The 24,839-nt window shown below is 72.4% G+C and carries 24 protein-coding genes; 5 read left to right on the top strand and 19 right to left on the bottom strand.

What is annotated here, in order from left to right; all coding sequences use genetic code 11:
- Position 1 precedes the first annotated feature (1 nt).
- The 7 genes from BLV02_RS29090 to mca all read right to left on the bottom strand — a co-directional run bounded on the left by BLV02_RS29090 (position 2) and on the right by mca (position 8,442).
- A complete protein-coding gene (locus BLV02_RS29090) occupies positions 2–1,084 on the bottom strand; it encodes a Fic family protein (protein ID WP_069115338.1) in 1,083 nt (360 codons plus the stop codon).
- Between the two features lie 138 nt (positions 1,085–1,222).
- Positions 1,223–4,726 (bottom strand): MSCRAMM family protein, encoded by a 3,504-nt coding sequence (locus BLV02_RS29085; RefSeq protein ID WP_141711901.1) that lies wholly within the window; start codon positions 4,724–4,726, stop codon positions 1,223–1,225.
- A gap of 346 nt (positions 4,727–5,072) precedes the next feature.
- The gene (locus BLV02_RS29080) at positions 5,073–6,119 is read right to left on the bottom strand and encodes a ScyD/ScyE family protein (RefSeq protein ID WP_069115340.1); all 1,047 of its coding nucleotides are present in this window, start codon (positions 6,117–6,119) and stop codon (positions 5,073–5,075) included.
- A gap of 175 nt (positions 6,120–6,294) precedes the next feature.
- The gene (locus BLV02_RS29075) at positions 6,295–6,753 is read right to left on the bottom strand and encodes a VOC family protein (RefSeq protein ID WP_069115341.1); all 459 of its coding nucleotides are present in this window, start codon (positions 6,751–6,753) and stop codon (positions 6,295–6,297) included.
- A 33-nt stretch (positions 6,754–6,786) separates the two neighbouring features.
- Entirely contained in the window at positions 6,787–7,290 is a 504-nt protein-coding gene (locus tag BLV02_RS29070; RefSeq protein WP_069115342.1) for a helix-turn-helix transcriptional regulator, read from the bottom strand.
- A complete protein-coding gene (locus tag BLV02_RS29065; RefSeq protein ID WP_069115343.1) occupies positions 7,287–7,511 on the bottom strand; it encodes a hypothetical protein in 225 nt (74 codons plus the stop codon). The genes BLV02_RS29070 and BLV02_RS29065 overlap by 4 nt, the downstream gene beginning before the upstream one ends.
- 67 nt (positions 7,512–7,578) lie before the next feature.
- On the bottom strand, positions 7,579–8,442 hold the full coding sequence (mca, locus tag BLV02_RS29060) for a mycothiol conjugate amidase Mca (RefSeq protein ID WP_069115344.1): 864 nt from the start codon (positions 8,440–8,442) through the stop codon (positions 7,579–7,581).
- A gap of 182 nt (positions 8,443–8,624) precedes the next feature.
- On the opposite strand from mca, the gene BLV02_RS29055 reads away from it, so the two are divergent.
- The gene (locus BLV02_RS29055; RefSeq protein ID WP_069115345.1) at positions 8,625–9,056 is read left to right on the top strand and encodes a DUF4307 domain-containing protein; all 432 of its coding nucleotides are present in this window, start codon (positions 8,625–8,627) and stop codon (positions 9,054–9,056) included.
- A gap of 163 nt (positions 9,057–9,219) precedes the next feature.
- Positions 9,220–9,723: a transcription elongation factor GreA gene (gene greA, locus BLV02_RS29050; RefSeq protein ID WP_069115346.1), complete on the top strand. Its 504-nt coding sequence runs from the start codon at positions 9,220–9,222 to the stop codon at positions 9,721–9,723.
- Between the two features lie 66 nt (positions 9,724–9,789).
- On the opposite strand, the gene BLV02_RS29045 is transcribed toward greA, so the two are convergent.
- From BLV02_RS29045 to ilvA, 5 genes are all read right to left on the bottom strand, one after another.
- Positions 9,790–10,626, bottom strand: a complete 837-nt coding sequence (locus BLV02_RS29045) for an ABC transporter permease (protein WP_216094633.1) — start codon at positions 10,624–10,626, stop codon at positions 9,790–9,792.
- Positions 10,623–11,612 (bottom strand): ATP-binding cassette domain-containing protein, encoded by a 990-nt coding sequence (locus tag BLV02_RS29040; RefSeq protein ID WP_069115347.1) that lies wholly within the window; start codon positions 11,610–11,612, stop codon positions 10,623–10,625. The genes BLV02_RS29045 and BLV02_RS29040 overlap by 4 nt, the downstream gene beginning before the upstream one ends.
- Positions 11,613–11,748: 136 nt before the next feature.
- Positions 11,749–12,147 carry a DUF2089 domain-containing protein gene (locus tag BLV02_RS29035; protein ID WP_083289301.1) on the bottom strand — a complete coding sequence of 133 codons (399 nt, stop codon included), beginning with the start codon at positions 12,145–12,147 and terminating at the stop codon, positions 11,749–11,751.
- Positions 12,144–13,076 carry a hypothetical protein gene (locus tag BLV02_RS29030; RefSeq protein ID WP_069115348.1) on the bottom strand — a complete coding sequence of 311 codons (933 nt, stop codon included), beginning with the start codon at positions 13,074–13,076 and terminating at the stop codon, positions 12,144–12,146. The genes BLV02_RS29035 and BLV02_RS29030 overlap by 4 nt, the downstream gene beginning before the upstream one ends.
- A gap of 58 nt (positions 13,077–13,134) precedes the next feature.
- Positions 13,135–14,349, bottom strand: coding sequence for a threonine ammonia-lyase (ilvA, locus tag BLV02_RS29025; protein WP_069115349.1), 1,215 nt, complete (start codon positions 14,347–14,349; stop codon positions 13,135–13,137).
- A gap of 91 nt (positions 14,350–14,440) precedes the next feature.
- Between ilvA and BLV02_RS29020 the strand changes: the two genes are divergently transcribed.
- Complete coding sequence (locus BLV02_RS29020) at positions 14,441–15,427, top strand: TIGR03557 family F420-dependent LLM class oxidoreductase (RefSeq protein WP_069115350.1); 987 nt, start codon at positions 14,441–14,443, stop codon at positions 15,425–15,427.
- A gap of 61 nt (positions 15,428–15,488) precedes the next feature.
- On the opposite strand, the gene BLV02_RS29015 is transcribed toward BLV02_RS29020, so the two are convergent.
- The 3 genes from BLV02_RS29015 to yczE all read right to left on the bottom strand — a co-directional run bounded on the left by BLV02_RS29015 (position 15,489) and on the right by yczE (position 18,317).
- Positions 15,489–16,493: a DUF4328 domain-containing protein gene (locus BLV02_RS29015; RefSeq protein WP_069115351.1), complete on the bottom strand. Its 1,005-nt coding sequence runs from the start codon at positions 16,491–16,493 to the stop codon at positions 15,489–15,491.
- A 64-nt stretch (positions 16,494–16,557) separates the two neighbouring features.
- A complete protein-coding gene (locus BLV02_RS29010) occupies positions 16,558–17,694 on the bottom strand; it encodes a cystathionine gamma-synthase (RefSeq protein WP_069115352.1) in 1,137 nt (378 codons plus the stop codon).
- An 11-nt stretch (positions 17,695–17,705) separates the two neighbouring features.
- The gene (gene yczE / locus BLV02_RS29005) at positions 17,706–18,317 is read right to left on the bottom strand and encodes a membrane protein YczE (protein ID WP_069115412.1); all 612 of its coding nucleotides are present in this window, start codon (positions 18,315–18,317) and stop codon (positions 17,706–17,708) included.
- A gap of 62 nt (positions 18,318–18,379) precedes the next feature.
- Between yczE and yczR the strand changes: the two genes are divergently transcribed.
- Positions 18,380–19,834 carry a MocR-like transcription factor YczR gene (gene yczR, locus BLV02_RS29000; RefSeq protein ID WP_216094635.1) on the top strand — a complete coding sequence of 485 codons (1,455 nt, stop codon included), beginning with the start codon at positions 18,380–18,382 and terminating at the stop codon, positions 19,832–19,834.
- 58 nt (positions 19,835–19,892) lie between these two features.
- Positions 19,893–20,561: a peptide-methionine (S)-S-oxide reductase MsrA gene (gene msrA, locus BLV02_RS28995; RefSeq protein WP_069115354.1), complete on the top strand. Its 669-nt coding sequence runs from the start codon at positions 19,893–19,895 to the stop codon at positions 20,559–20,561.
- A 446-nt stretch (positions 20,562–21,007) separates the two neighbouring features.
- Here the strand turns inward: msrA and BLV02_RS28985 are convergent, their stop codons facing one another.
- The 4 genes from BLV02_RS28985 to BLV02_RS36795 all read right to left on the bottom strand — a co-directional run bounded on the left by BLV02_RS28985 (position 21,008) and on the right by BLV02_RS36795 (position 24,638).
- On the bottom strand, positions 21,008–21,823 hold the full coding sequence (locus BLV02_RS28985) for a DUF3152 domain-containing protein (RefSeq protein ID WP_069115355.1): 816 nt from the start codon (positions 21,821–21,823) through the stop codon (positions 21,008–21,010).
- A 63-nt stretch (positions 21,824–21,886) separates the two neighbouring features.
- Positions 21,887–22,645, bottom strand: a complete 759-nt coding sequence (locus BLV02_RS28980; RefSeq protein ID WP_069115356.1) for a hypothetical protein — start codon at positions 22,643–22,645, stop codon at positions 21,887–21,889.
- A complete protein-coding gene (locus BLV02_RS28975; protein WP_069115357.1) occupies positions 22,642–23,160 on the bottom strand; it encodes a SigE family RNA polymerase sigma factor in 519 nt (172 codons plus the stop codon). Before BLV02_RS28975 ends, BLV02_RS28980 begins: the two co-directional genes overlap by 4 nt.
- A gap of 128 nt (positions 23,161–23,288) precedes the next feature.
- Complete coding sequence (locus BLV02_RS36795; protein ID WP_069115358.1) at positions 23,289–24,638, bottom strand: trypsin-like serine protease; 1,350 nt, start codon at positions 24,636–24,638, stop codon at positions 23,289–23,291.
- Between the last annotated feature and the right edge of the window lie 201 nt (positions 24,639–24,839).

Below are 24,839 nucleotides of genomic sequence, written 5' to 3'. Positions count from 1 at the left end.
CTCACTCGGGGCGCGTCAACACGTCCAGGAACTCGTGGTTCACGAAGAGGAGCTCTCGACCGGCCTTGATGTCGCGGAGGAGCCCCGCCTCAACCAGGGCGTGCAACCAGGACGACGCGGTCTGCCGCGAGACGTCACATCGGTCGGCAACGGTGTTGATGCGGCAGTAGGGCTGCTCGAACAGGACGGCCAGGAACTGCGCGTCGCGTCCACCCGGAGTGGCGGCACGAGCTCGCTCCGCGATGTCGTCCTGAGACGTGCGGATGGCGCCGATCTTTCGCGTCGTCGACTCCGCGGAGTCGCGGACGACGTCGAGCATGTAGAGGACCCATTCGCTCCAGGCGCGATCCGCGGTCACGGCTCGCAGGAGTCGGTAGTAGTCGTTCTTGCGGGCGATGATGGCACGCGAGAGATAGAGGATCGGGTCGTGCAGCAGACCGGCCTCGATCAGCATCAGGATGTTGATGACACGGCCGGTGCGCCCGTTGCCATCGTGGAACGGGTGAATCGCCTCGAACTGGTAATGGGCCACTGCCATGCGCACCAGCGGATCGAGATCGTCCTCAGCATGGACGAAGCGCTCCCAGGCCGAAAGCTTCTCGCGAATGAGGTCGGCACCCTCGGGCGGGGCGTACACGACTTGCCGTGTGGTCGGGTTCGCGACGCGCGTGCCAGGCACCGCACGAATGGCCATCTCCCGACCCTGCAACTCAGAACAGATTCGAGCAGCCGTCACCGACGTGAGCGGCCGGCTCCTGATCGATTCGACCCCTGCGAACAGCGCGGTCCGGTAGCGCAGTGCCTCCTTGGTGGCGTGGTTTCCACCACCCGAGTCGGCGTGCTTGAACAGCTCATCGGCCGTGGTCACGATGTTCTCGATCTCGGAGCTGGCTTGCGCCTCGAGCAGCGGGACGGCGTGGATGAGGATGTTGGGGTTCGGCAGCAACCGGCCGGCCTGGGCGAGTGTCGCCAGCGCCGTTCGGGCTTCGACAGTCGCCTTGAGCACTGGCTTGGGCTCGAGGTCCAGGCCGGCAGGCGGCAGCGGCGGCAGATCGTTGAAGGGGACGTCGGGGCTCCAGGACACGTGTCAACTCCTTCGACACATCCGCGCCACGTGTTAAGAATTCTGGAAAAACTTAACACATTCTCGGGACGTGTCAGGAGCCTCGACACGTACGCATCAACGCGTCGAGGCTCCCGAGCACGAGCCACCGGTGGCGGCTCAGACGGTGCGGCGCGACCTCCACCGCAGCGCGGCGCCCACCGCGAGCCCGGCCGCGGCGACCAGCGCCACCAGGCCCAGCGGGCCACCGGCGCCGGTGTCGGGCAGCGGGTGCTCCGGGCTCGGCGACGGTGACGGCGACGGGCTGGGCGTCGGCGTGGGGGTCGGCGTCGGTGTCGGGGTGGGTGTCGGCGGCTCCTCGGCCGGCGGGTCGACGAACGTCACGGCGGCGATCTGGGTGCCGGCGTTCTCGGCCGTGATCGACACGACGTCGCTGGTGACGTCGTCGGGCAGCAGGTACCCCTCGGGCGCGGTGATCTCGACCCAGTAGTAGTCGCCGAAGTCGAGGTTCCCGACGGTGCACAGGCCGTCGTCGCCGGTGGTGCAGGTGCCGATGACGATGTCGCCGTCGGCGAGCACGAGGTCGAAGACCGCGCCGGGCAGCGACTCGCCGGTGTCCTCGGCCACCTTGTGCACGGCCAGCTCGGACAGCAGCCGCGGGTCGTGCACGACGACCCGGGTGATGTCGCCGCCGGCGTTCGACGCGTCGATGACGACCGGGCCGCTGACCGGGTCGGCGGGCAGCTCGTAGCCCTGCGGGACCGCGGTCTCGACCCAGACGTAGCTGCCGAAGTCGAGGTCGCCGACGGTGCAGGTGCCGTCGTCGCCGGTGGTGCAGGTGCCGACGACCTCGCCGTCGGCGTCGTCGGCGCGCAGCTCGAACTCCGCACCCGCCAGCGCCGTCCCGTCGAACGCGTCGACCTTCAGCACCGACAGCTCCGACAGCAGGCGCGGGTCGCGGTACTCGAACGGCGTCGGCTCCTCGCCGACGGTGGACTCGTCGACCACGATCGGGTCGCTGACGGTGTCGGCGGGCAGGTCGTAGCCCTGCGGCGCCGCCACCTCGACCCAGACGTAGGTGCCGAAGTCGAGGTCGCCGACGGTGCAGGTGCCGTCGTCGCCGGTGGTGCAGGTGCCGACGACCTCGCCGTCGGCGTCGTCGGCGCGCAGCTCGAACTCCGCACCCGCCAGCGGCGCGCCGTCGGTGTCGTCGAGCTTGAGCACCGCGAGCTCACCCGGCTTGCGCGGGTCGTAGAACGCCAGCGGGGCGATCTCGGTGCCGGCGTTCTCGGCGGTGACGTTGACGAACGCGCTGTACGGGTCGTCGGGCAGGTCGAAGCCGGGCGGCGCGACGGTCTCGAGCCAGTAGTACGCCCCGAAGCCGAGGCCGGTGACGGTGCACAGGCCGTCGTCGCCGGTGGTGCACTCGCCGACGAGGGTGTCGCCCCCGGGCGCGTCCATGACGCCGTCGGCAGGATCGTCCACGTACAGCTCGAAGGTGGCGCCGGCCAGCGGCTCGGCGCTGTCGGACCCGCCGTCCAGCTTGAGCACGGACAGGTCGGTGAGCACCTGCGGGTCCGCGAACGTCACCGTGACGGTCTCGCCGGCGTTGTCCGGGCCGATGCCGAACGGGCCCTGGTACGCCGGGTCGGGCAGCTCGTAGCCGGTCGGCGCGGCGGTCTCCTCGACCCAGTAGTCGCCGAACAGCAGGCCGTCGACGGTGACCGTGCCAGTCGCGTCGGTGACGACCTCGCCGGGCGGGTCGACGACCGCGTCGTCGCCGGGCTCGAAGACGCCGTCGCCGTCGTCGCGGCGCACCACGAACGTGGCGCCGGCCAACTCGTCGCCGGTGCTCGCGTCGGTCTTGACGATCTCGATGGACGAGCGGATCTGCCGGTCGGTCAGCGTCGACACGGGCAGCTCGCCGCCCGCGTTGTCGCGGTCGATCGTGGTCATGCCGCTGAGCCGGTCGGCGGGCAGCTCGTACCCGGGCGGCGCGGCGGTCTCGTACCAGTAGTAGCTGCCCCAGGCGAGGTCGCCGATGGTGCAGGTGCCGTCGTCGCCGGTGGTGCAGTCGCCGATCAGGGTGTCGCCGTCGGGCGCCTCCATGACGCCGTCGCCGTCGTCGAGGTACAGCTCGAAGGTGGCGCCGGCCAGCGGCTCCTGGGTGTCGGCGTCGAGCTTCAGGACGGTCAGCTCGGACGGCAGCCGCGGGTCCTCGAACGCGGCCTCGATGACGAGGTCGGGGTTCTCGGAGTCGATGACGAGGCCGTCGCGGACGGGGTCGGCGGGCAGGTCGTAGCCGGTCGGCGGCGCCGTCTCGGTGACGGTGTACGTGCCGGTCAGCAGGCCCTCGACCAGAATCGCGCCGTCGGCGGGGTCGGCGTCGTTCTCGCCGTTGTCGACGACGGTGATCGACACGCCCTCGGCGGCGCCGCCGGTGCCCTCGACGGTGAACGTCGCGCAGCAGACCGGGTCGCCGGACTCGGCGTCGAGCTTGCTCCACGCGAGCGAGCCGAGGCCGTTGACGAACGTGACCGTGGCGGCGCCGAACTCCTCCAGCGTGACGTCCTGGGGCTCGCCGTCCTGGAGGTAGCCGGGCGGCGGCGTGGCCTCGGTGATCGTGTAGTCGCCGGGCAATGCCGGGTCGATGACGATGACGCCGTCGGCCGGGTCGGCGTCGTTCGCGTCGTTGTCGGTGATGGTCAGGCTGTCCGGGTCGTCCGCCCCGGGGATCGGGTTCGGCTCGACGGTGAACGTCGCGCCGCCGAGAGGCTGGCCGTCCGGGTCGTGCTTGAGGATGGTCAGCGGGCCGCACGGGGCCGCCGTGTCGACGGTGCCGGTGAGGTAGTCCTTCAGCTCCGAGTTCATGCTGGCGCCGGGCGAGCTGCGGATCCACAGCGAGGAGAAGCCGGCGAAGTCGCAGTCGTCGGACGGGCCGAGCAGGGCGGTGAGGTCGAACGCGAGCTCGACGAACTGCTCCGCACCCAGCGGCGACACGGCACTCGGCGTGGTGATGGTGGAGTCGTTGACGGCCAGCGAGATGTCGTCGACGTCGCCGGCGGACACCCACGCGGTGCCGTCCCAGCGGTCGATCGCCTCCAGCGCCAGCGGCTGGCTGCCCTGGTTGAACAGCCGCAGCCGCAGGTCGTCGACGCTGCGGTCGGGCACCGGGGTGTCGTTGCCGTTGACGGTGTTGGGCAGCTGGTTCAGCTCGACGTACCAGCGAACGGTGCCGTTGTCGGTGCCGCGCTCCCACCCCACGTACAGGAACTGGTCGCCGTTCACGACGCGGTCGAAGAGGTAGGCGTCGCCGATGTCGCCCTTGCCGGGCGCGGCCGCGGACCCGTCGTCGTTCCAGGAGGCGGGGTCGTTCTCCGCGCTGCCCTGGTCGAAGACGGTCTCGTCGGTGCCGCCCAAGGGGTCGGGGACGACGTCGACCTGGGCGGGGAAGATCTCCGCGCTGCCCCAGTCGATCGGGTCGCCGTCAGGGCCGGTGGCCGTCGTCGTGTTGTCGAAGCCCTCGTAGAAGTTGCCGTCGATCTCGAAGCCGCCGACCAGCTCGTTGCCGTTCTGGTTCGCGGCCGCGCCGCCGCCGGTGACCGTCACCGAACCGGCGACCAGAAGGACCCCCACCACAACCCGGAAGAACGGGCGTCGCATACCGGACATCATTTGTCCGCCCCCATGTGAAAAGAATGCCCGGCGCCGAATGGCCGGGGACAACGTAGAAAGGTCAAACGCCCTTCGGCGCCGGCCGAGCCACGAGAATTCGTGACTCCGGCACCGAAGGGCGAGTGCCCCCCGGCCTTGGAGAGATTTCTCCGCGCTATGGAAGTCGACCCGCCGAGACCGCTCGTGGACTCGGCTAACGCAGCAGAGCATGCACCCGCTACCGGATGGCTGTCAACGCAAACACGCAGATTGCCATGCAGCACGCTGGCGTGACGGCGGACGTGACGGGAATTCACGCCGCCGCCACGCGAAGCGGGCGCGGACCGAATGGCATTCAGCCGATGCGCGAGAGCGTTCCCGGACCGAATACCGGGCCCGTGACATAGAGCCGGCCATGCGATCCGGCCGCGACGCCACCGGGCAGGATCAGCTGATCGGCCGCCAGCTCGGTGCGCTCACCGCCAGGCCGCACCCGGAACAGCCCGCCGACCGGCGGGTCGGCCAGGCCCAGCTCGAAGCGCAGCCAGCTCTCCTTGACCAGCTCCACGGCGTACACGCTGCCGTGGCGGCCGGCTCCGAGGTCGACGATCGAGGTCAGGCCGTCGGCGAAGCGCCGGCAGTCGCCCTTGTTCGGCCGCTCCGGGTCGCAGACGGCGTTGCGGCTGCCCGGCTTGATCCGCCAGATCTGCGACGTGCCCGGCGTCGCCGGGAAGCCGCGCAGCTCACCGACGTACCAGTAGCCGTCCGAGCCGACCGTCACCGACGTCGCCACGGCCTCCGCCGTGATCGGCGTGCCGGCCGGCGGCGTCGGCTCGTCGTCGATCTCCGGCGGCAGGCCCTCGGGCACCTCGACGGTGCGCGGCTTCAGCCGTGCGACCGTGACGATGCGCCCGTCCGGGTACACCCGGAGCAGGTCGTTGCCGGCGGCGTCGGCGACCAGCACGCTGCCGTCCTTCAACGCGGCCACGCCGAACGGGTTCGACTCGGTGGGCTCGCCCTCCTGGTTGTACGGGTCGGGGTCGCCCTGCTGGTAGGCGGCGATGTCGGCGATCGGCTTCGCGGGCTTGCCGTGACGCAGCACGTACAGCGTCGCCGCGCCGGTGCCCGGGTCGCCACCGCCGGTCAGGGCGTACACCGTGCCGGGCCGGCCGGCCGCCACCGCCGGGGCGAACCCGCCCGGCACCGAGCCGATGACCCGCACCTTCGGGTGCCGGCCCCGATCGGTGACGAGGCTGACCGTCCCGTCGGACGCGCCGACGACGATGCGGCCGGCCCGGTCGACGTCCACGCCCCGCGGGCCGTCGAAGCTCGCGATCGGCGTCGGCGTCGACGACCCCTTCGCGGCGGCGGACGGAGCGACCGCGACCGCCGAGACGGCCATCACCCCCGTGGCCAGGACTGCTGCTGCTGCACGTGCACGCGGCGAACGCACCATGAGAACCCCCCAGTTCCCCCGTCGCCCGCGTCCCCCTGTGAGGCCAAGGCCTCTGACGCGGGCCCACTCAGGCAATAAACCGTGCGGCCGCGGGACGGTCAAGGGGTGCTGGCAGGTGGAATCAGCGGCCGGGCTCGAACGCCTCCGCCATCGCCTGCTGGTCCAGCGCCTTGTCGTTGAGCTCGTTGAGGCTGTACCAGTTGCCGAAGTCGTCGCGGAACACCGCCTCGACGCCGTACGGGCGGTCGGCCGGTTCCTGGATGAACTCGACGCCGCGGGCCTTGTACTGCTCGTACGTGGCGCGGCAGTCGTCGGTGTTCCAGGCGCCGGAGCTGAGCGCACCCTTCGCCATCAGCTCGCGCAGCGCCGCCGCGGTCTGCTCGTCGTGCATCGGCGGCCCCGGGACGGTGAGGTTCAGCTGGAACTCCGGGCTGGCCGGCGGGCCCACCGTCAGCCAGCGAAAGCCGTTCTCCATCATGACGTCGGTGCGCAGCTCGAAGCCGAGCTTGCCGACGAAGAAGTCGAGCGCCTGGTCGTAGTCGCTCACGTATGCGGTCGCGACGCCCAGCTTGGTGATCATGGTCGGTTCCTTCCTTTCGTCGATGCTTCGACGTTAGAAGGCGGGGGCGGTCTCTGGCTTCTCCGCCATTGCTGTGTTCAGTGCCTTCTTCGGCAGCGGCCGGCCCCACATGAGCACGTAGCAGCCGGGGATGAGCCGCGGCCCGGACGCGAGCGCGTCGCGCTGGAACTGCGACGGCGACACGCCGACCAGCTCGGAGAACAGCCGGCTGAACGAGCCGAGGCTGGTGAAGCCGACCAGGTGGCAGACCTCGGTGACGTTGAGGTCGGCGACGCGCAGCAGCTCCTGCGCCCGCTCGACCCGGCGGCGCTGCAGGTACCGTCCCGGCGTCTCGCCGTAGGCCGCCTTGAACGCGCGGACCAGGTGGTAGCGCGAGTAGCCCGCGGCCGCCGCGATGCCGGCGAGGTCGAGCGGCTCGGCGTAGTGCCGGTCGACGAAGTCGCGGGCGCGGCGCACCGCGACCAGCGTCTCGACGGCGGCCGACCCGGGCTGCACCGACGGCCGCCGCGTGGCGCGCGGCCGGTCCGGACCGGTCATCGCTCCGGCGGCTCGCGGTGACCGCGCATGCGCTCGGCGTCGTCGACGCCCTCGGGGTCGAAGTCGACCTTGCGGATCTGCCTGCGCAGGCTCCGGTACAGCAGGAACAGCGCGACGATCAGGAAGATCAGGACCAGGAGGCCGTACAGGCCTGGGCCGATCCCGGAGTCTTCCGCCTCCGACTCCGCCGCGGTGAACGCCACCGCCTGCAGGATGCCCATCAGAACCCAGCTTCTCCTCGTGTCATCCCCCGCCGGTCCATTGTGTCACCGCTGGCCGGCGTCGTGCTCACCGCAGCCCCGCGAAGAGGTCGTCCTCGGGCGCCGACGTGGGCACGTGCGACCTGACCAGCTCGTAGTCCTCGGTCGGCCAGATCTCCTGGGACAGCTCGAGCGGGATGGCGAACCAGTGGCCGTCGGGGTCGATCTGGGTGGCGTGCGCCAGCAGCGCGCGGTCGCGCACGGGGAAGTACTCGGCGCACTCGACCCGGGTGGTGACGCGGTCGTCCCAGTTCTCCTCGCCGTCCCACTTCTCCAGCCACTCGGCGTACGGCGACTCGAAGCCGCGCTGCAGCATGGCGTCGTGCAGCTCCTGCATGCGCATGCGGCTGAAGGAGTGGTGGTAGTACAGCTTCAGCGGCTGCCACGGCTCGCCGCTGCCCACGTAGCGGGTGGGATCGGCGGCCGCCTCGAACGCCGCCACGGTGATCTTGTGACACATGATGTGGTCGGGGTGCGGGTAGCCGCCGTTCTCGTCGTAGGTGGTGATGACGTGCGGACGGAACCGGCGGATGGCCTCGACCAGCGGCTCGGCCGCCTTCTCGACCGGCATGAGGCCGAAGCAGCCCTCGGGCAGCGGCGGCAGCGGGTCGCCCTCGGGCAGCCCGGAGTCGACGAAGCCGAGCCACTCCTGCCGGATGCCGAGGATCTCGCGGGCGGCGTCCATCTCGCGCCGGCGGATCTCGGAGATGTTGGCCAGCACCTCGGGCCGGTCCATCTTCGGGTTGAGGATGGAACCGCGCTCGCCGCCGGTGCACGTGACGACGAGGACGTCGACGCCCTCGGCGACGTAGCGGGCCGTCGAGGCCGCGCCCTTGCTGGACTCGTCGTCGGGATGTGCGTGGACGTGCATCAGCCGCAGCTGCTCGGACACCGGAAACCCCATCGGTCGAAACGGAAACCTGTATGCGTGACGGCGCCCACCGGCGGGTTCGCTCCCGCCGCCCGGAGCGGCGCCGTCCATAGGTGGGGCGGGCGTGCCCTCGACCGCCGCCTCCGGGATAATGGTGCCGCACGCCACTGACAACAACGCCCGCAGCCCCTGGGGACATCCCGATGAGCGACCACGACACCGCCGACCGCGACCTCCTGGCGCAGCGGTACGGACGAGTGCCGGCCGGCGCCCCCGGGGCCCGCAACGGCCGCGGCGTCCTCGCCGGGGTCATCACCGGCGTACTCCTGGTCACGGCCGTCGTCGGCTGGATGATCGTCCGTTCGGCCAGCGGTCCCGACGTCGACGCCGAACTGCTGTCCTGGGACGAGCCGCGCGACGGCGTGCTGACCGCCCGGGTCGAGATCCGCCGCGACGCCGATCTCGCACTGAACTGCGAGCTGATCGCCGTCGACCTGCGGCGCATCATCGTCGGGCAGCTGGACCTCGCGGTTCCGGCCGGACCCGACGAGCACCTGGTGGTGTCCGCCGACATCCCGCTCGAAGGCGACGGCATCGTCCCCGAACTGCGCGGCTGCGAGCCCGCGTCGGAATAACGGCGGCGACCGATAGCGCTGACCTGCGACAATCGTCTGCTTGCCACATTGCTTGTATTCTTGTTCTTTCCCCGTCAGCACTTCGACCGGGCGAACCGCCCGGCGGCGAAGCACACCCACACGGCGTGCGACGCGACCGATAGACACCCGAGGAGCAGTTGCCGTGACCGCTACCAGCGACAACGTTGCTTGGCTCACCCAGGATGCCTACGACCGCCTCAAGCAGGAGCTCGAGCACCTGATGGGCCCGGCCCGGCTCGAGATCGCGCGGCAGATCGAAGAGGCCCGCGCCGAGGGTGACCTGTCCGAGAACGGCGGGTACCACGCGGCCAAGGACGAGCAGGGCAAGCAGGAGGCCCGCATCCACCAGCTGCAGCAGCTGCTCCAGCGCGCCCAGGTCGGCGACCCGCCCGACGACGGCGTCGTCGAGCCCGGCATGATCATCGAGATCAAGTTCGACGGCGACGACGACGTCGAGCGCTTCCTGCTCGGCTCGCGCGAGCTGGCCTCGCTCGACGACTCCGTCGACATCGACGTCTACTCGCTGAAGTCGCCGCTCGGCGCCGCCATCAGCGGCAAGAAGGTCGGCGAGCAGGCCTCCTACCAGGCGCCCAACGGCGCCACCATCACCGTCGAGGTGGTCAGCGCCAAGCCGTACGGCGCCTGAGCGCACGCACCGACGCCGCCCGCCCGGTCATCGCGACCGGGCGGGCGGCGTCGCGTTCGGCGGCCGTTACTTGCTGGCCGTCTTCTTGTACTTGCGCACCGCCAGCGGCGCGAACACCGCGACGATCAAGAGGCACCACAGCAGCGCGGCGGCCACCGAGTGCTGCATGGGCCAGGCATCTGACTGGACCAGGCTCTGATTGCCGAACAGCTCGCGCGCGCCGGACGCGATGGCACTGACCGGGTTCCACTCGGCGATCGCCTGGACAACGGCCGGCATGGTCGACGGGTCGACGAAGACGTTGGACATGAAGACGACCGGGAACAGCCAGATCAGCCCGGCGGACGCCGCGACCTGGGGGCTGCCGACCGACAGGCCGATGTACGCGCCGACCCACAGCATGGCGAACGCGAACAGCATGAGCAGCCCAACGGCCGCCAGGAACTGGCCGAATCCGTTGTGGAACGTCCAGCCCACGATGAAGCCGCAGACGATCATGATGACCAGCACGATGAACTGGTTGACCAGGTCGGCGATCACCCGTCCCGCGATGACCGCGGACCGCGCCATCGGCAACGACCGGAACCGGTCGATCAGGCCCTTCTGCATGTCGTCGGCGAGGCCGACGCTGGCCGGCGCACAGGCGAACGCCATGGTCTGCACGAAGATGCCGGCCATGAGGAAGTCGACGTAGTCGACGCCGGGCACGTTGATGGCGCCGCCGAACACGTACGCGAACAGCAGCACGAACATGATCGGCTGGATGAACATGTAGATCTGGTTGTCCGGGACCCGCCAGCCGGCCCGGATGTTGCGCCACGTGATGGTCATGGCGTCGGCGAACGCCTGGTTGAAGCCGACGCGGTTGGGCGCGATGGTGGTCGGTGCGACCTCGGTGGTCACGATGCCCTCCCCTGGGCTGTCTCGGCCTGCGTCTCTTCTTCGGCGTGCCGGCCGGTGAGCTTGACGAACACGTCGTCGAGCGTGGGCCGGCGCAGCGCGATGTCGTCGATGGCCACCCCGGCCTCGTCGAGGTCGCGGATGACCTGGATCAGGCCCTTCGAGCCGGTGTGCGTGGGCACGGTCAGCTTGCGGGTGTGGTCGTCGCGGACGCACTGGCCGCCGCTGCCGACGTTGAGCACCTGCTCGGCCTTCCCCAGCGCGTCGGGCTCGTGCACGATGACCTCGATGCGCTCGCCGCCGATCTGCGCCTTGAGCTGGTCGGCGGTGCCCTGGGCGATGATGACGCCGTGGTCGATGACCACGATGTCGTCGGCGAGCGCGTCGGCCTCTTCGAGGTACTGGGTGGTCAGCAGGATGGTGGCGCCCTCGGCCACCCGCTCGCGGATGACGTCCCAGAGGTCGAGCCGGCTGCTGGGGTCGAGTCCGGTGGTGGGCTCGTCGAGGAACAGCACCTGCGGGTGGACGATGAGGCTGCCGGCGAGGTCGAGCCGGCGCCGCATGCCGCCGGAGTAGGTCTTCAGCGTGCGGTCGGCGGCGTCGGCGAGGTTGAACTGCTCGAGCAGCTCGGCCGCGCGCTTGGACGCCTCTTTGCTGGACAGCTGGTAGAGGCGGCCGAACAGCCAGAGGTTCTCGCGGCCGGTGAGGTTCTCGTCGACCGCGGCGTTCTGGCCGGAGAGGCCGATCTTCGAGCGCACCGCCTGTGGTTCCTGGACGACGTCGTGACCGGCGACGACGGCCCGCCCGGCGTCGGGCGCGAGCAGGGTGGTGAGCATGCGAACCGTGGTGGTCTTGCCGGCGCCGTTCGGCCCGAGCAGACCGACCACGGTGCCCTCGGGCACGACGAGGTCGACGCCCCCGACGGCCTTCACGGCCTTCTCCCCGGAGCCGAAGGTCTTGACCAGACCCTCGGCGGTGATGGCGTTCACGGTGGTGTCCTCTCGTGGTAGGTGGAGGCATCGTGGCAGGTGCCCCCGACAAGGTCGGCGCGCGTCGATGCGCCCGTCCCCGCCGGCTACCAGTGCCAGTGATTACTTATATAAGCGAAGTCTTCTACTATCAACCTCAGCCGAGCAGCGTGGTCGCCTCGTCGAGGTCCAGCTCACCGGCGGCCAGCCGGCGCAGGATCTCCTCGCGGTCGACGGCGCTGGCCGCGGCAGGGGCGGTCTCGGCCGGCGCCTCGAGGCCGAGCCGCTCGAGCAACTCGGCGAAACGCTGCCGGGCGGTCGGGTAGCTCACCCCCAGCTCGCGCGCGAGCTCCCTCATGTTGCCCCGGGACACCAGGAAGGTGCCAAGGATTTTCTGGTCCTGTGCGGTGAGCGAGCAGTAGGGGCAGGAGGCGAACCGGCCGGACAGCTCGGTGCCACAGGACTCGCAGCCGAGCCGGGTGACGTGCAGCTTCACGCCACAGACCGGGCAGTCGGACGGCGGCTGGTGCAGGTGCTGCGGGAAGCCGCCGATCATCGGAAGGACCCCTCGGGCAGGCGGACGGTGATGTCGCCCATGACCACCTCGGCCTGGATCTGCGCGGCACCGGTGCCGAGCACGATGTCGCGGTCGCGGTCGCGCCCGGTGCGCTCGGGCACCGTGCGGAACCGGCCGAGCTGGACGTCGGAACGGATGCGGACGTCGGAGCCGTCGAGCAGCGTCAGCTGCAGCGAGCCGGACTCGCAGCGCATGCGCGAGTGGCCCGCCACCTGCTGCGTCTCGACCTGCGCCGACCCGGCCTGGACCAGGAGGTCGACCGGCGCCGCCAGGCCGCGCACGCGCAGCGAGCCGGCCGTGACGCGGACGTGGTCGAGCGCCGGCACGTGGTCGACCTGGAGCGACCCGGCGATGACCTCGGCGCCCACCGACAGTTCGGGGTTGACGCGGACGTGGAGGTCGAGCAGCTGGCCGGGGTTCTGGAAGCGGCTGGCGATGTCGCGCCACCGGCCGCCGGCCAGCAGCACGAACGCGCCGTCGCCGGGCATGAGGTCGGACTCGCCGGTGACGTGCAGTGTGGCGCCGTCGCGCCGCACCGTGTGCTGGCCGTTGACGGCCACCGTGGCGACGCTGGGGTCGCCGACGATGACCACCCGCCGCGAGGTGGCCCGCACCTGCACCCGGGTGATGCTCTGCGCGGTGACCGAGCCGCCCGAGGGTCCGGACCGCCCAGCGGTTCCGGTGCCGGACGCGGCCCCCGCGGCCGTTCCGGCGGGCGTCCCAGCGGTCCCGGTGGTCGTGTCGACGGGGTCGGCCGTCGCCGCGCCGGCGGGCTCGGCGGCCTCGGCGCCGGTGGGCGCGGCCGCCTTCTCGTCCTCGATCTGGTCGAGCAGGACGGCCGCCCGGGTGGGGTCGAGCCGCCCGTCGGCCACCTGCTCGAGGATTTCACGCACGCTGAGGGTGTTCATGCCACCATGGTGGGACCTGGACTATCAAAACGTCAAGTGCGCCTTCCAGATTGGTAAGTCAGTCGCTCGAAATGGCAATCTGGTAGCCCGACTCGCGTAGTTTGCCCAGCACCCGCTCGCAGTGCTCCGGGCCACGGGTCTCCAGCTGCAGCGCGATCTCGACCTCGTCGATGGACAGCGTCGACGCGGTGCGCTCGTGCACGACGTCGAGCACGTTGGCGTCGACGGCCGCGAGGTCGGCCAGCAGCCGCGCCAGCCCGCCGGGAGCGTCGGGCACCCGGACCCGCAGCGCGAGGTACCGCCCGGCGGCGGCCATGCCGTGCCTGATGACCCGCAGCAGCAGCAGCGGATCGATGTTGCCGCCGGACAGGACGGCGACCACCGGCGGCTCGTAGGCGCCGGGGTCGTCGAGCAGCGCGGCGACGGCGGCCGCACCGGCCGGCTCGACCACCAGCTTGGCCCGCTCCAGCAGCAGCACCAGCGCCCGCGACAGCGACTCCTCGGAGACGGTGACGACGGAGTCGACGTACTCCTGGATCATCGCGAACGGGACGTCGCCGGGACAGCCGACGGCGATGCCGTCGGCCATCGTCGTCATGCGCTCCAGCGCGACCGGCTTCCCCTCGGCCAGCGACGTCGGGTACGCCGCGGCGCCTTCGGCCTGCACGCCGACCACCCGCACGCCGGGCTTGAGGTGGTGCACGGCCAGCGAGATGCCCGCCGTCAGGCCGCCGCCGCCGGTGCCGACGACGATGGTGCGGACGTCCGGGCACTGCTCCAGGATCTCCATGCCGACGGTGGCCTGACCGGCGACGATGTCGGCGTGGTCGAACGGGTGGATGAGCACGGCACCGGTCTCGGCGGCGAACGCGCGCGCCGCGAGCAGGGCGTCGTCGATGCTGGCGCCGGCGAAGCGGACGTCGGCGCCGTAGGCCCGGGTGGCCTTCTCCTTGACGATGGCGGCGCCCTCGGGCATGAACACCGTCGCCTTCGTGTGCAGCATGCTGGCCGCGAGCGCGACACCCTGGGCGTGGTTGCCGGCGCTGGCCGCCACCACGCCGCGGGCGCGCTCCTGCTCGGACAGCCGGGCGATGCGCACGTAAGCGCCGCGGATCTTGAACGATCCGGCGCGCTGCAGGTTCTCGCACTTCAGATGGACCCGGCCGCCGACCCGTCCGGCCAGCCAGCGGGAGTCCTCGAGCGGAGTGGGCCGCACGACGTCGCGCAGGAGCTCGCGCGCGGCTTCGACGTCCGCCATGGAGACAGTACTCATGACGACGATCCTGTCACCCGGCTGCCTATGATCGCTTCTCGACCTGCACGCGCCTCTAGCCGTGCTCGGATACAAGATATAGAGTGAGACCGTGAAACTAGCCTGGTTGTGCAGTCATGAGTCCTACCAGCCCGAGGTCCTGCTGGAGCACGCCGTCCTCGCCGAACAGGTGGGATTCGACGTCGTCACCGGGGCCGACCACTTCCACCCCTGGGTCGACGACGTCTCGGCCGCGAGCTACGTCTGGTCCTGGTTCGGCGCCGTCGCGCAGGCCACGTCCAGGGTCGAGCTGGCCACCAGCGTCACCGCCCCGCTGTTCCGCTACCACCCGGCGCTGATCGCGCAGGCCGCCGCCACCGTCGACCGGCTCTCCAACGGCCGGTTCATCCTGGGCGTCGGCACCGGCGAGGCCATCAACGAGGCGCCGCTGGGGTACGCCTTCCCCGGCTACAAGGAGCGCATCGCCCGCATGCGCGAGGCGCTGACCATCATGCACGGCCTGCTGGCCGGCGAGAAGCTCGACATCGACGGCGAGTTCTACCAGGCCCGGACGGCGAAGCTGTACAGCCCGCCCGTCGGGCGCGCGCCGGTCTGGATGGCGGCCGGCGGCCCGAAGTCCGCGACGTTCGCCGGCGAGACCTGCGAGGGCCTCATCACCAGCGTCAAGGACCCCGCCGAGACCGTCGCCAACATCATCACGCCGTACCGCGAGGCCGCTGCCGCCCGTGGGGCCGACACCACCGTGATGGCCACCCGCTGGGTCGTCCTCGCCGGCAGCGACGACGAGGCGTGGGAGGCGCTGGTCTCGATGCGTGGCCTGCGGGCGCCCGGCCGGCTCGAGGTGGCCGATCCCATGGTGCTGCGCGAGCGCGCCGACGCCATGGACCGTCAGGAGATCCTCAGCAAGTACACCATCGTCCGCGACCTCGAGCAGCTCACCGAGGCGTACCGGCCGCTCGTCCACGACGTCGGCGCCGACTACGTGGCCATCCAGGTGGCCAGCGCCGACCCGGCCGACACCATCCGGCGCATCGGCGCCGAGGTGCTGCCGGCGCTGCGCGAGGCCGCCGCGTCCTGATCCGCGTCCAGCCGACGGCCGGTGACCCTGCGGGGTCGCCGGCCGTTCGCGTGCGTGCGGGTCAGGGGGCGGGCGGCGGCACCGGGGGCGGCGGGGCGGGCGGTGCGGCCGGGCCGTCCGCGTTCGGCGGCGGGTCGCTGGGCGCGAACGGCGACGGCGGCGGGTTCGGGCCGGGCTGCGGCTGGCCGTACGGCGGCGCCGGCTGACCGTACGGCGGCCCGGCCGGCGGCGGGCCGTAGGCGGGCTGGCCGTACGGCTGCTGACCGTAGCCGGGCTGGCCGTAGGGCTGCTGGCCGTACTGCGCCCCGGGCGGGGCGGCCGGCCACGAGGCGTACGGCTGCTGGTGGCCGATCGACGTCATGCGGGTCGCGAGCGCCGCCTCCTGCCGCGTCGTCAGCGTCCGCACCATGACGACGGCCAGCACGGCCGCCGCGATGTAGCCGACGTTCGCCGCCAGCGAGAGGGTGTCGGCGGTGCGCAGCCGGTCGAGGTAGTCGGAGGACAGCTCGTCGGGGATGCTGGCCTGGGCGCCGCGGTCCAGCGCGGCCGCCAGACCCCAGCACACCGCCCACACGGGGACGATCGCCGGCCCGCGCCGCTCGGCGGAGGTCGTGCTGTGGCGGGCGTTGCCGAACAGGTTGATCGCCGGGATGACGAAGTTCGCCAGCGGGATGAACCAGCCGCCGATGGCCCAGCCGGGGCTGGCGACGCCGCCGTCCTGGGAGCCGAGGAGGCGAGCGTTCTTCGCGTGCCGGTACTGCCACACGATGAACACCGGGGCGATGGCGAGCATCAGCAGCACCCACAGGATCTCGCCGACGGCCACGAAGCCGTCGGCGTCCTCGGCCGCGGCACGGTCGATGCTGCCGGACTCGAGGACCTCGTCGACGTAACCGATGCGGCCGGCGTACGCGGCGATGGACAGCACGCTGACCACCGCGATGATCGCCAGCAGCACGGTCAGCGCGGTGCGCTGGCCACCCAGCCGGGACGGCTCGCCGGCCGCCGGCTGGGGCGCCCATTGGGGGTTGCCCCAGCGCTGGCCCGGGTCGTCTTGAAAGCTCATGAATCCCCTCGGTTTCGCGCGGCGTCGGCACACCCTAGCGGTCGCCGCATCGGAGGGGGAAGTGTCAGCCCAGCGCCTGGCCGAGGTCGGCGAGGAGGTCCTCGACGGTCTCGATGCCGACGGAGAGCCGGACGAGGTCGCCGGGCACCTCGAGCGCGCTGCCGGCGGCGCTGGCGTGCGTCATGCGGCCGGGGTGCTCGACCAGCGACTCGATGCCGCCCAGCGACTCGCCCAGGGTGAACAGCCGGGTGCTGTTGCAGACGTCGACGGCGGCCTGCTCGCCGTCGGCCATGCGGAACGACACCATGCCGCCGAACCGGCTCATCTGCTTGACGGCGACGTCGTGGCCGGGGTGCCCGGGCAGCCCCGGGTACAGCACCTGTGAGACCCGCGGGTGCCGTTCGAGCAGCTGGACGACGCGCTCGGCGTTGTCGCAGTGGCGGTCCATGCGGACGGCGAGCGTCTTCAGCCCGCGCAGCACCAGCCACGCGTCGAACGGGCCGGCGACGGCGCCCATGGCGTTCTGGTGATAGGCCAGCTCGTCGCCGAGCGCGGTGTCGGAGACCACCAGCACGCCGCCGACGACGTCGGAGTGGCCGCCGCAGTACTTGGTGGTCGAGTGCACGACGATGTCGGCGCCGAGCGCCAGCGGCTGCTGCAGGTACGGCGTCGCGAAGGTGTTGTCGACGACCAGCAGCACGCCGGCGTCGCGGGCGACGGCGGCGAGAGCGGTGATGTCGGCGACGCTGAGCAGCGGGTTGGTCGGCGTCTCGACCCAGATCAGCTTCGTCTCGGGACGGACCGCCGCCCGGACCGCCGCGACGTCGGTGACCGGCGCCGCCGTCCAGCTGACGCCCCACCGCTCGGCGACCTTGCTGACCAGCCGGAACGTGCCGCCGTAGGCGTCGTCGGGGATGACGACGTGGTCGCCTGGCTTCAGGACGGTGCGCAGCAGGGTGTCCTCGGCGGCCATGCCGCTGGCGAACGCGAGACCACGGACGCCGCCCTCGAGCGCGGCGATGCACTCTTCGAGCGCGGTGCGCGTGGGGTTGGCGGTGCGGCTGTACTCGTACCCCTCGCGCAGCCCGCCGACGCCGTCCTGGGCGTAGGTGCTGGTGGCGTAGATGGGGGTGATGACCGCACCGGTGCGGGGGTCGGGGTCCTGCCCCGCGTGGATGGCTCGCGTCTCGAATCCGTGCACGACATGCGACTCTACGTCGCCGCGGTGGCGGCGGCGACGCGAACCGGCTCACGGACCTGCAACCTCGGCAGCAGCAGGTGCACCAGCGGGCCGATCGCGAGCGCATAGACCACGGTCCCGGCCCCGACGGTGCCGCCGAGCAGCCAGCCGGTGGCGAGCACCGTCACCTCGATCGAGGTCCGGACCACTCGCACCGATCGGCCGGTCCGCTGGACCAGCCCGGTCATCAGGCCGTCGCGCGGGCCGGGCCCGAGCCGGGCGCCGATGTAGGCCGCGGTGGCGACGGCGTTCAGCACCACGCCCGAGACCAGGAACACGATCTGCACGGCCAGCGGATCGGGCGACGGCAGCAGCCAGATGGACGCGTCGGCGGCCAGCCCGACCAGCAGTGCGTTGGCGATGGTGCCGACGCCGGGCCGCTGCCGCAGCGGGATCCACAGCAGCAGCACCACGACGCCGACCAGGATGACGATGGTGCCGATGCTGAGGCCGGCGCGCTCGGCGATGCCCTGGTGCAGTACGTCCCACGGGTCCAGGCCGAGGCCGGCCTCGACGAGCAGGGCCATGCTGAAGCCGTAGAGCAGCAGGCCGGCGAAGAGCTGGATCAGGCGGCGGGTCATCACGGACCCCATACTCACCGACAAGTGGCCTGTTCTTCCATAGCCAATCGTGCCAGAGTGGACTGGTGCGCACTGTCACAGGACCGCAACTGGCGACGATGATCGGTGACCGGCCCGAGGCCGGGGGTCCGGCCTACGCCCGCGTCGCGGCGGCGATCCGGCGGCTGGTGCTCGACGGCCGGCTGCCGCTGGACACTCGGCTGCCGGGTGAGCGCGAGCTGGCCGCGGCGCTGGGCGTCAGCCGGACGACGGTCACCGCCGCCTACGACGAGCTGCGCGACGGCGGGTACGCCGTCAGCCGGCAGGGCTCGGGCACGCGGAGCGCGTTGCCGCCGTCGCGGGGCGGGACGCGTGGGGACGCCCGCGGCGGCCCCGCGTGGACGCCGTGGGCCGCCGACGGCTCGGACCTGCTCGACCTCGCGCACGCCGCGCCCGAGGCCCCGGCCGAGGTGCGCCGCGCCTACGACGCCGCGCTGGAGCAGCTGCCGCGGCACCTGCCCGGCTCCGGGTACCACCTGTTCGGGCTGCCGGAGCTGCGTGCCGCCGTCGCCGACCGCCTGACGGCCCGCGGCCTGCCCACGCTGCCCGCCCAGGTGCTCGTGACGGCCGGGGCCCAGCACGCGTTCACGCTGGTCCTGCAGCTGGCCACCGGCGTCGGCGACCGCGTGCTGGTGGAGCAGCCGACGTATCCGAACGCGCTGGACGCGATCGGGCGGCACGGCGCCACCGCGGTGCCCGTCCCGCTGGCTGCCGACGGCTGGGACCTCGGCGCCGTCGCGGCCGCCGTCCGGCAGACCGCGCCGCGACTGGCCTACCTCATGCCCGACTTCCACAACCCGACCGGGCTGCTGGCCACCGACGCCGAGCGGCGCGAGCTGGGCGCCGTCCTCACCCGCAGCCGCACGCTCACCGTCGTCGACGAGACGCTGGTCGAGCTGGCGCTGGACGGGCCGGTGCCGCCTCCGCTGGCCACGCACCTGCCCGACGACCTCACCGTCACCGTCGGCAGCGCGAGCAAGACGCTGTGGGGCGGGCTGCGGGTCGGGTGGGCGCGCGCGAGCACCGCGCTGATCCGCCGGCTGGCCGCCGTCCGCGCGAGCGTCGACATGGGCTCCGCGGTGGTCGAGCAGCTGGCCGTCACGGAGCTGCTCGGCGGCCTCGACGCGGCCCTGCCGGCCCGCCGGGCGGAGCTGCGCACCCGCCGCGACGCGCTGCTGGACGCCCTGGCGCGGCGGCTGCCGACGTGGCGGACGCGGGTACCGGCGGGTGGGCTGGTGCTGTGGTGCGACCTCGGCGCGCCGGTGTCCACCCGGCTCGTCGGCGCGGCGGAACGGCACGGCATCAGGCTCGCGGCCGGCCCCCGCTTCGGCGTCGACGGCGCGTTCGAGCGGTGGCTGCGGCTGCCGTACACCCATCCCGCGGACGTCATCGAGCCCGCCGTCGAGGCGCTGGAGCAGGCGTTCCGGGCGGTGACGGCGGACGGCGGAGCCACCGCGGACCCCGTCGACGCCGTCGCCTGAACCGCGCCGGGAACGCCGCGGCCGTCGCCGTTGTTCCAGTGAACGGAGGTGTCTGCGAATGTCGCTGTTCGATCGCTTGGTGAAGACGAGGAAGGTCGGCCCCGAGGAGGCCCTGCCCGGCCGCGACGCCCGTCCGTTCGGGCTGGCCGGCACGCACACCGTCCTCGGCACCCCGATCGAGGCCGAGCCCCCGGCCGGCTTCCAGGAGACCGTCTTCGGCATGGGCTGTTTCTGGGGCGCAGAGCGCATCTTCTGGCGCCTGCCCGGCGTGTGGACCACCGCCGTCGGCTACGCCGGCGGGTACACCACGAACCCCACCTACGAAGAGACGTGCACCGGCCGCACCGGCCACGCCGAGGTCGTCCGCGTCGTCTTCGACCCCGCCGTCATCAGCTTCGCCGCGCTGCTCAAGGCGTTCTGGGAGGAGCACGACCCCACCCAGGGCATGCGGCAGGGCAACGACATCGGGTCGCAGTACCGCTCGGCCGTCTACACCACGTCGCCGTCGCAGCTCGAGACCGCCCTCGCCTCGCGCGACGCGTACGCGGCCAAGCTGCGCGCCGCCGGCCACGGCGACATCACCACCGAGGTCGAGCCGCTCGGCGCGTTCTACTACGCCGAGGACTACCACCAGCAGTACCTGAGCGACGCGAAGAACCCGAACGGCTACTGCGGCCTCTCCGGCACCGGCGTCTCCTGCCCCATCGGCACCGGCACGTCGCTCTGAGGCCCGGCGACGGTCACGCCCGGAGTGTGTGCACTCCGGGCAGATCGTCGAACCTCGCCTGATCGTCGCTCGTCACCAGCGCGCGAGCAGTGGCGGCCGCGGTGGCGGCGATGATCAGGTCGTGGGCGCCCCGGGGCTTGCCTGAGCGCCTGACGTCCGCGAGGAACCGGGCGTGGACCAGAGCGACATCGGTCGTGTCGTCCTCGACGGGGATCAGTGCGCACGCCGTCGACGAACTCCTGCCGCCGCCGTCGCGCTCTGCGTTGAGAGGACGCCGGTGTCGAGGATCCGGCGTCGGGCCACGCCGAGCTCTCCTCCGCCGTGAGGAGCTCCCGGGTCGCCGCGACGTCTGCCGCGAAATCGTCGTCCGGACCGGTGCGAGCCAGGAAGTCCTTGACGGCGGCACCGTTGCCGGCCGGGGCCGGCGCCAGGGTGGCCAGCCGAGCTCAGGGGAATGGCCAGCTGTTGGCCAGGCAGCCGTCCAGGCCGTAGGTCTGCTGCAGCATGACCGGCGCGACCTCACCCGGCCCCGGGCAGTCGACGTGGCCTTGGCCGAGGGCGTGGCCGACCTCGTGGTTGACGACGTACTGGCGGTAACCGGCGAGGTCGCCGTTGTAGTGCGGGACGGCGACGGCCCAGCGCAGGCCGTTCAGCACGACGTTGTCGCCGTTGCGGCACGACACCTCGCCGCGGGTGCGCAGCGGCGCGCACAGCTGGTCGGTGGTGCCCGGGCTGGCGACCAGGATGCGCAGATCGCCGCCGGCGGGCACGCGCTGGAAGGAGTGGTGGCCGTCGGCGATCCAGCTGCGCGGGTCAGCCAGGGTGGCGTCGACGACGGCGGCCACCTCGATCGGGTCGAACGGCAGCCCGGTCTCGATCTCGACGGTGTACGTCAGCAGCGTGCTGCCCTCGCCGGCCCGGCCGCTCTCGCCCGGCGTGACGACGAAGGTGCCGGGACCGGTGGCGGGGACCTCCGGGGTGGACGGCGTCGGCGTCGCGGTGGGCGGTGGCGGCGGCCGTTCGGCCGCCATGACGACGACCATCTTGGGCGCATGCCGCTCGGGTGGCGGCGTGGCCGCGTTGCCCGCCATCGGCTCGCCGTCGGGCATCAGCATCCAGCCGGCGAAGCCCAGCGCCACCAGCCCGAGCGCGAACCCGGCGACGCGGCGACCCCGGCGGCCGCGACGACGCGGCGGCGGTGAGTCGGGTGCCCGGCGACGCCCCCGGCCGCGATGACCGGCGCGACGCACTCGGGAGGCCATGCGGATCATGTTCTCACACGGATCTCGGACCGATCTCAGAGCCGCCGTGCGGCCCCGTCCGGATCACGGCGGGCACGCGACGGCGGGGAGCGCCGGCCCGGCCGCCTCCTCGACGTCGAACGACGCCCCGGTCACGGCCCGGCCGCCCTCGTCGTAGCCGCGCACGACGTACGGCAACGGCCCCTCGCACGAGCCGCGCAGCCGGGCGTGGTCCAGCGGGTCGAACCAGAGCCCGTCCCACAGCACGGCCTCCTGCTCCGGCCGGTCGCCGTACTGGACGGTCACCCGCGTCACCGGATCGGCATAGCTGCCGGCGCCCAGGCCGTCGTCGGTCATCAGCGTCCCGCCGTCGCGGTCCGGCCCGGCGGTCCGCAGCAGCGGGGCGCCGTCCGCGCCGGCCGGGAGAGTGCACTCGACCCGGCGCTCACCGCCGGACTCGGAGATCACCCACGTGGGCGACGCCGGCTCGGTGAGCCGGATCCCGTGTACCGCGTCCCACTCGTCGGCCGGGGCGGGATCCCCCGGGCCGGGATAGCAGGCGTCGACGGCGGCCGCCACCTCGTCCGCGGTCAGCTCGCGCCACCCGGGCGCCGGCACGACGCCCGCCTGGGCGACGGCGAGGCCGGTCGCGTCGTCGTCGCCGCGGCCGAGAACGCCGGCCGGCACGGCGACGGCGGCGACCGCGCCCGCGGCCACCGCGCTCCGAACGGCGGTACGGCGACGGCGGGCCCGGCGCAGCGCGGTGGCGGCCAGCGCGGGCACCGGCAGGGCGTCGGCAGCGACGTCCTCGAGGGCCGATCGCAGGGTCGTCTCGATGCTCATCGGTGCAGCTCCTCCACGTCGTCGGCGCGTTCGTCGAGCTCAGGCACGAGGACCCGCAACCGGGCCAGCGCCCGGTGCGCCTGGCTGCGCACCGTCCCGACCGAGCACCCCAGGATCTGCGCGATCTCGGCCTCGGGCAGGTCCTCGAAGTAGCGCAACACGAGGACCGCCCGCTGCCGCGGCCCGAGCAGCCGCAGCGCGGAGCGGAGGTCCAGGCGCCGGACGGCGTCGGCGGAGCGGTCGGCGGCCGGCCGCTCGGGCACGTCCGGCCCGAGCACCTCGGACCGGGCGGAGCGACGACGCCACCAGCGGGCGTGGTCGTGGTAGATGATGCGCCGGACGTACGCCTCCGGCTGGTCCACCTTCCGCCAGTGCGCCGCCAGCTTCGCCAGTGCGCCCTGGACGAGATCCTCGGCCCGGTGCCGGTCACCGGTCAGCACCACGGCGGTCCGCAGCAGCGCCATCGACCGCGCCGCCACGAACTCGGTGAACTCGCGTTCCGCCGCTGCGTCCACAACCACTCCTCGCCGTCGCCCTCACCCGCTATGACGACGTGGCCACCGGTTCACTATGCATGCCGGCAGACGACGACGGCGGCGCCGCCCGTGAGTGGGGCGGCGCCGCCGTCGATCGGTGCTGCGACTCAGCTGTGCGTCGCCAGCCGCCGCCGGGCGGTGAAGGCCGCAGCCGCGCCGCCGGCCAGCAGCAGCGCCAGCGCGAGGCCGGCGCCGGAGCCGGAGCCGGTGTCCGGCAGCTCCTCGCCGTCACCCGGGTCGTCGGTCGGGGTGGCCGTCGGCTCCTGCGTGGGCTCCTCGGTCGGCTGCGACGTCGGCTCCTCGGTGGGCGTCGGGGTCGGCGTCGGCGCCGCGCCCTCCACCGTCACCGTCACGACCGCCGGCGCGGAGTCGATCTTGCCGTCGTTGACGACGACGTAGAACGTGTCCTCGCCCTCGAAGCCCGGCGCCGGGGTGTAGGTGAGCGTGCTCGGGTCGTCCTCGTAGCTCAGCTCGCCGAACTCCGGCGCGTAGACCTTGTACTCCAGCTCGTCGCCCTCGGGGTCGCTGCCGGCCAGCTCGATCGTCACCGGCGTGTCGATGGTCGTCTCGGCCGCGGTGGTCTCGACGACCGGCTCGGTGCGGGTCTCGGCGGTGTCGGCGATGGCCGCCGCGACGGCGCTCACCTGCGTGTAGACGCCCGGGTAGTTCGGCCGGGCGCAGCCGTTGCCCCAGCTGACGATGCCGACCTGGACGTCCTCGCCGTTCTCGTCCTCACGGAACAGCGGGCCGCCGGAGTCGCCCTGGCAGCTGTCGATGCCGCCCTCGGCGAACCCGGCGCACAGCTCGACGCCGGGGGCGAAGCCCCAGCCCTCGTCGTCGGGGTAGGAGGCCAGGCACTCGTCGTCGGAGACGAACGGCACCTCGGCCTCGAGCAGGAACTGCTGCTGCTCGCCGCCCTCGGCGTCGGCGCCCCAGCCGGCCACCGTGAACATGCCCTCGTCGTACTCGTCGGTGGTGGCGAGGCCGAGCGTCGGGACGTCCTCGACCGGCTCCTCCAGCTGGATCAGCGCCCAGTCGGGCGACCCGCCGCCGATGCCCTCGGCGTTGGCCGACCACACGTACTCGCCGCCGACCTCGACGATGTCCTCGCTGGCGAGGTCGACCGAGCCGATCAGCGCGGTGATGTCGGTGTTCGGACCGGTGCCGGGCGCGACGCAGTGCGCCGCCGTCAGCACCAGGTCCGGCGCGTACAGGGCGCCGCCGCAGAGGCCGCCGCCGATGTCGAGGCGGACCATCCACGGGTAGTCGCCCTCGGCGGCCGGGTCGCCGCCGACGATGCGCGGCAGGACGTCGAGCGTCTCGAAGGCCTGGTCGAGCAGGGTGACCGCGGGCTCCGGCGTCTCCTCGGACGACGCGACCCCGGCCGTTCCGAGCAGGCCGGCGCCGGCCAGGACGGTGGCCAGCAGGGCGCCCGCGACGCGGGCGCGATGACGCAAGTGGTAACGCAAGGATTCACTCCGATTCGGCACGTGGATTCGCATTCGATGATCACTGTTCACTCGGGACGGCAGGGAAATTCGCCGGTCCCGGAACGCGGGGAACGGTACCGGAAGCCGCCCCCGTGCGGACCCGGCAACACCCGTTCCGACCAGGAATTTCACCGCGCCGGACCGGCTCGCGGGGCATTGCCCCGATTC

It is taken from the genome of Jiangella alba (assembly GCF_900106035.1).
GTDB classification, from domain to species: Bacteria; Actinomycetota; Actinomycetes; order Jiangellales; family Jiangellaceae; genus Jiangella; species Jiangella alba.
The sequence above is the reverse complement of the archived record's forward strand: the minus strand, read 5'-3'. Positions and strand labels throughout refer to the sequence as shown.

Bases quoted from the DNA above. Each gene is read 5' to 3' on its own strand.
- ilvA (WP_069115349.1), bottom strand. From the start codon at position 14,349: ATGAGTACTGTCTCCATGGCGGACGTCGAAGCCGCGCGCGAGCTCCTG.
- BLV02_RS29065 (WP_069115343.1), bottom strand. From the start codon at position 7,511: ATGGGCATCCTGCAGGCGGTGGCGTTCACCGCGGCGGAGTCGGAGGCG.
- BLV02_RS29075 (WP_069115341.1), bottom strand. From the start codon at position 6,753: ATGATCACCAAGCTGGGCGTCGCGACCGCATACGTGAGCGACTACGAC.
- BLV02_RS29035 (WP_083289301.1), bottom strand. From the start codon at position 12,147: ATGATCGGCGGCTTCCCGCAGCACCTGCACCAGCCGCCGTCCGACTGC.
- BLV02_RS29070 (WP_069115342.1), bottom strand. From the start codon at position 7,290: ATGACCGGTCCGGACCGGCCGCGCGCCACGCGGCGGCCGTCGGTGCAG.
- msrA (WP_069115354.1), top strand. From the start codon at position 19,893: ATGTCGCTGTTCGATCGCTTGGTGAAGACGAGGAAGGTCGGCCCCGAG.
- BLV02_RS29080 (WP_069115340.1), bottom strand. From the start codon at position 6,119: ATGGCCGTCTCGGCGGTCGCGGTCGCTCCGTCCGCCGCCGCGAAGGGG.
- BLV02_RS29055 (WP_069115345.1), top strand. From the start codon at position 8,625: ATGAGCGACCACGACACCGCCGACCGCGACCTCCTGGCGCAGCGGTAC.
- BLV02_RS29030 (WP_069115348.1), bottom strand. From the start codon at position 13,076: ATGAACACCCTCAGCGTGCGTGAAATCCTCGAGCAGGTGGCCGACGGG.
- BLV02_RS29085 (WP_141711901.1), bottom strand. From the start codon at position 4,726: ATGCGACGCCCGTTCTTCCGGGTTGTGGTGGGGGTCCTTCTGGTCGCC.
- BLV02_RS28985 (WP_069115355.1), bottom strand. From the start codon at position 21,823: ATGGCCTCCCGAGTGCGTCGCGCCGGTCATCGCGGCCGGGGGCGTCGC.
- BLV02_RS28980 (WP_069115356.1), bottom strand. From the start codon at position 22,645: ATGAGCATCGAGACGACCCTGCGATCGGCCCTCGAGGACGTCGCTGCC.
- BLV02_RS29015 (WP_069115351.1), bottom strand. From the start codon at position 16,493: ATGAGCTTTCAAGACGACCCGGGCCAGCGCTGGGGCAACCCCCAATGG.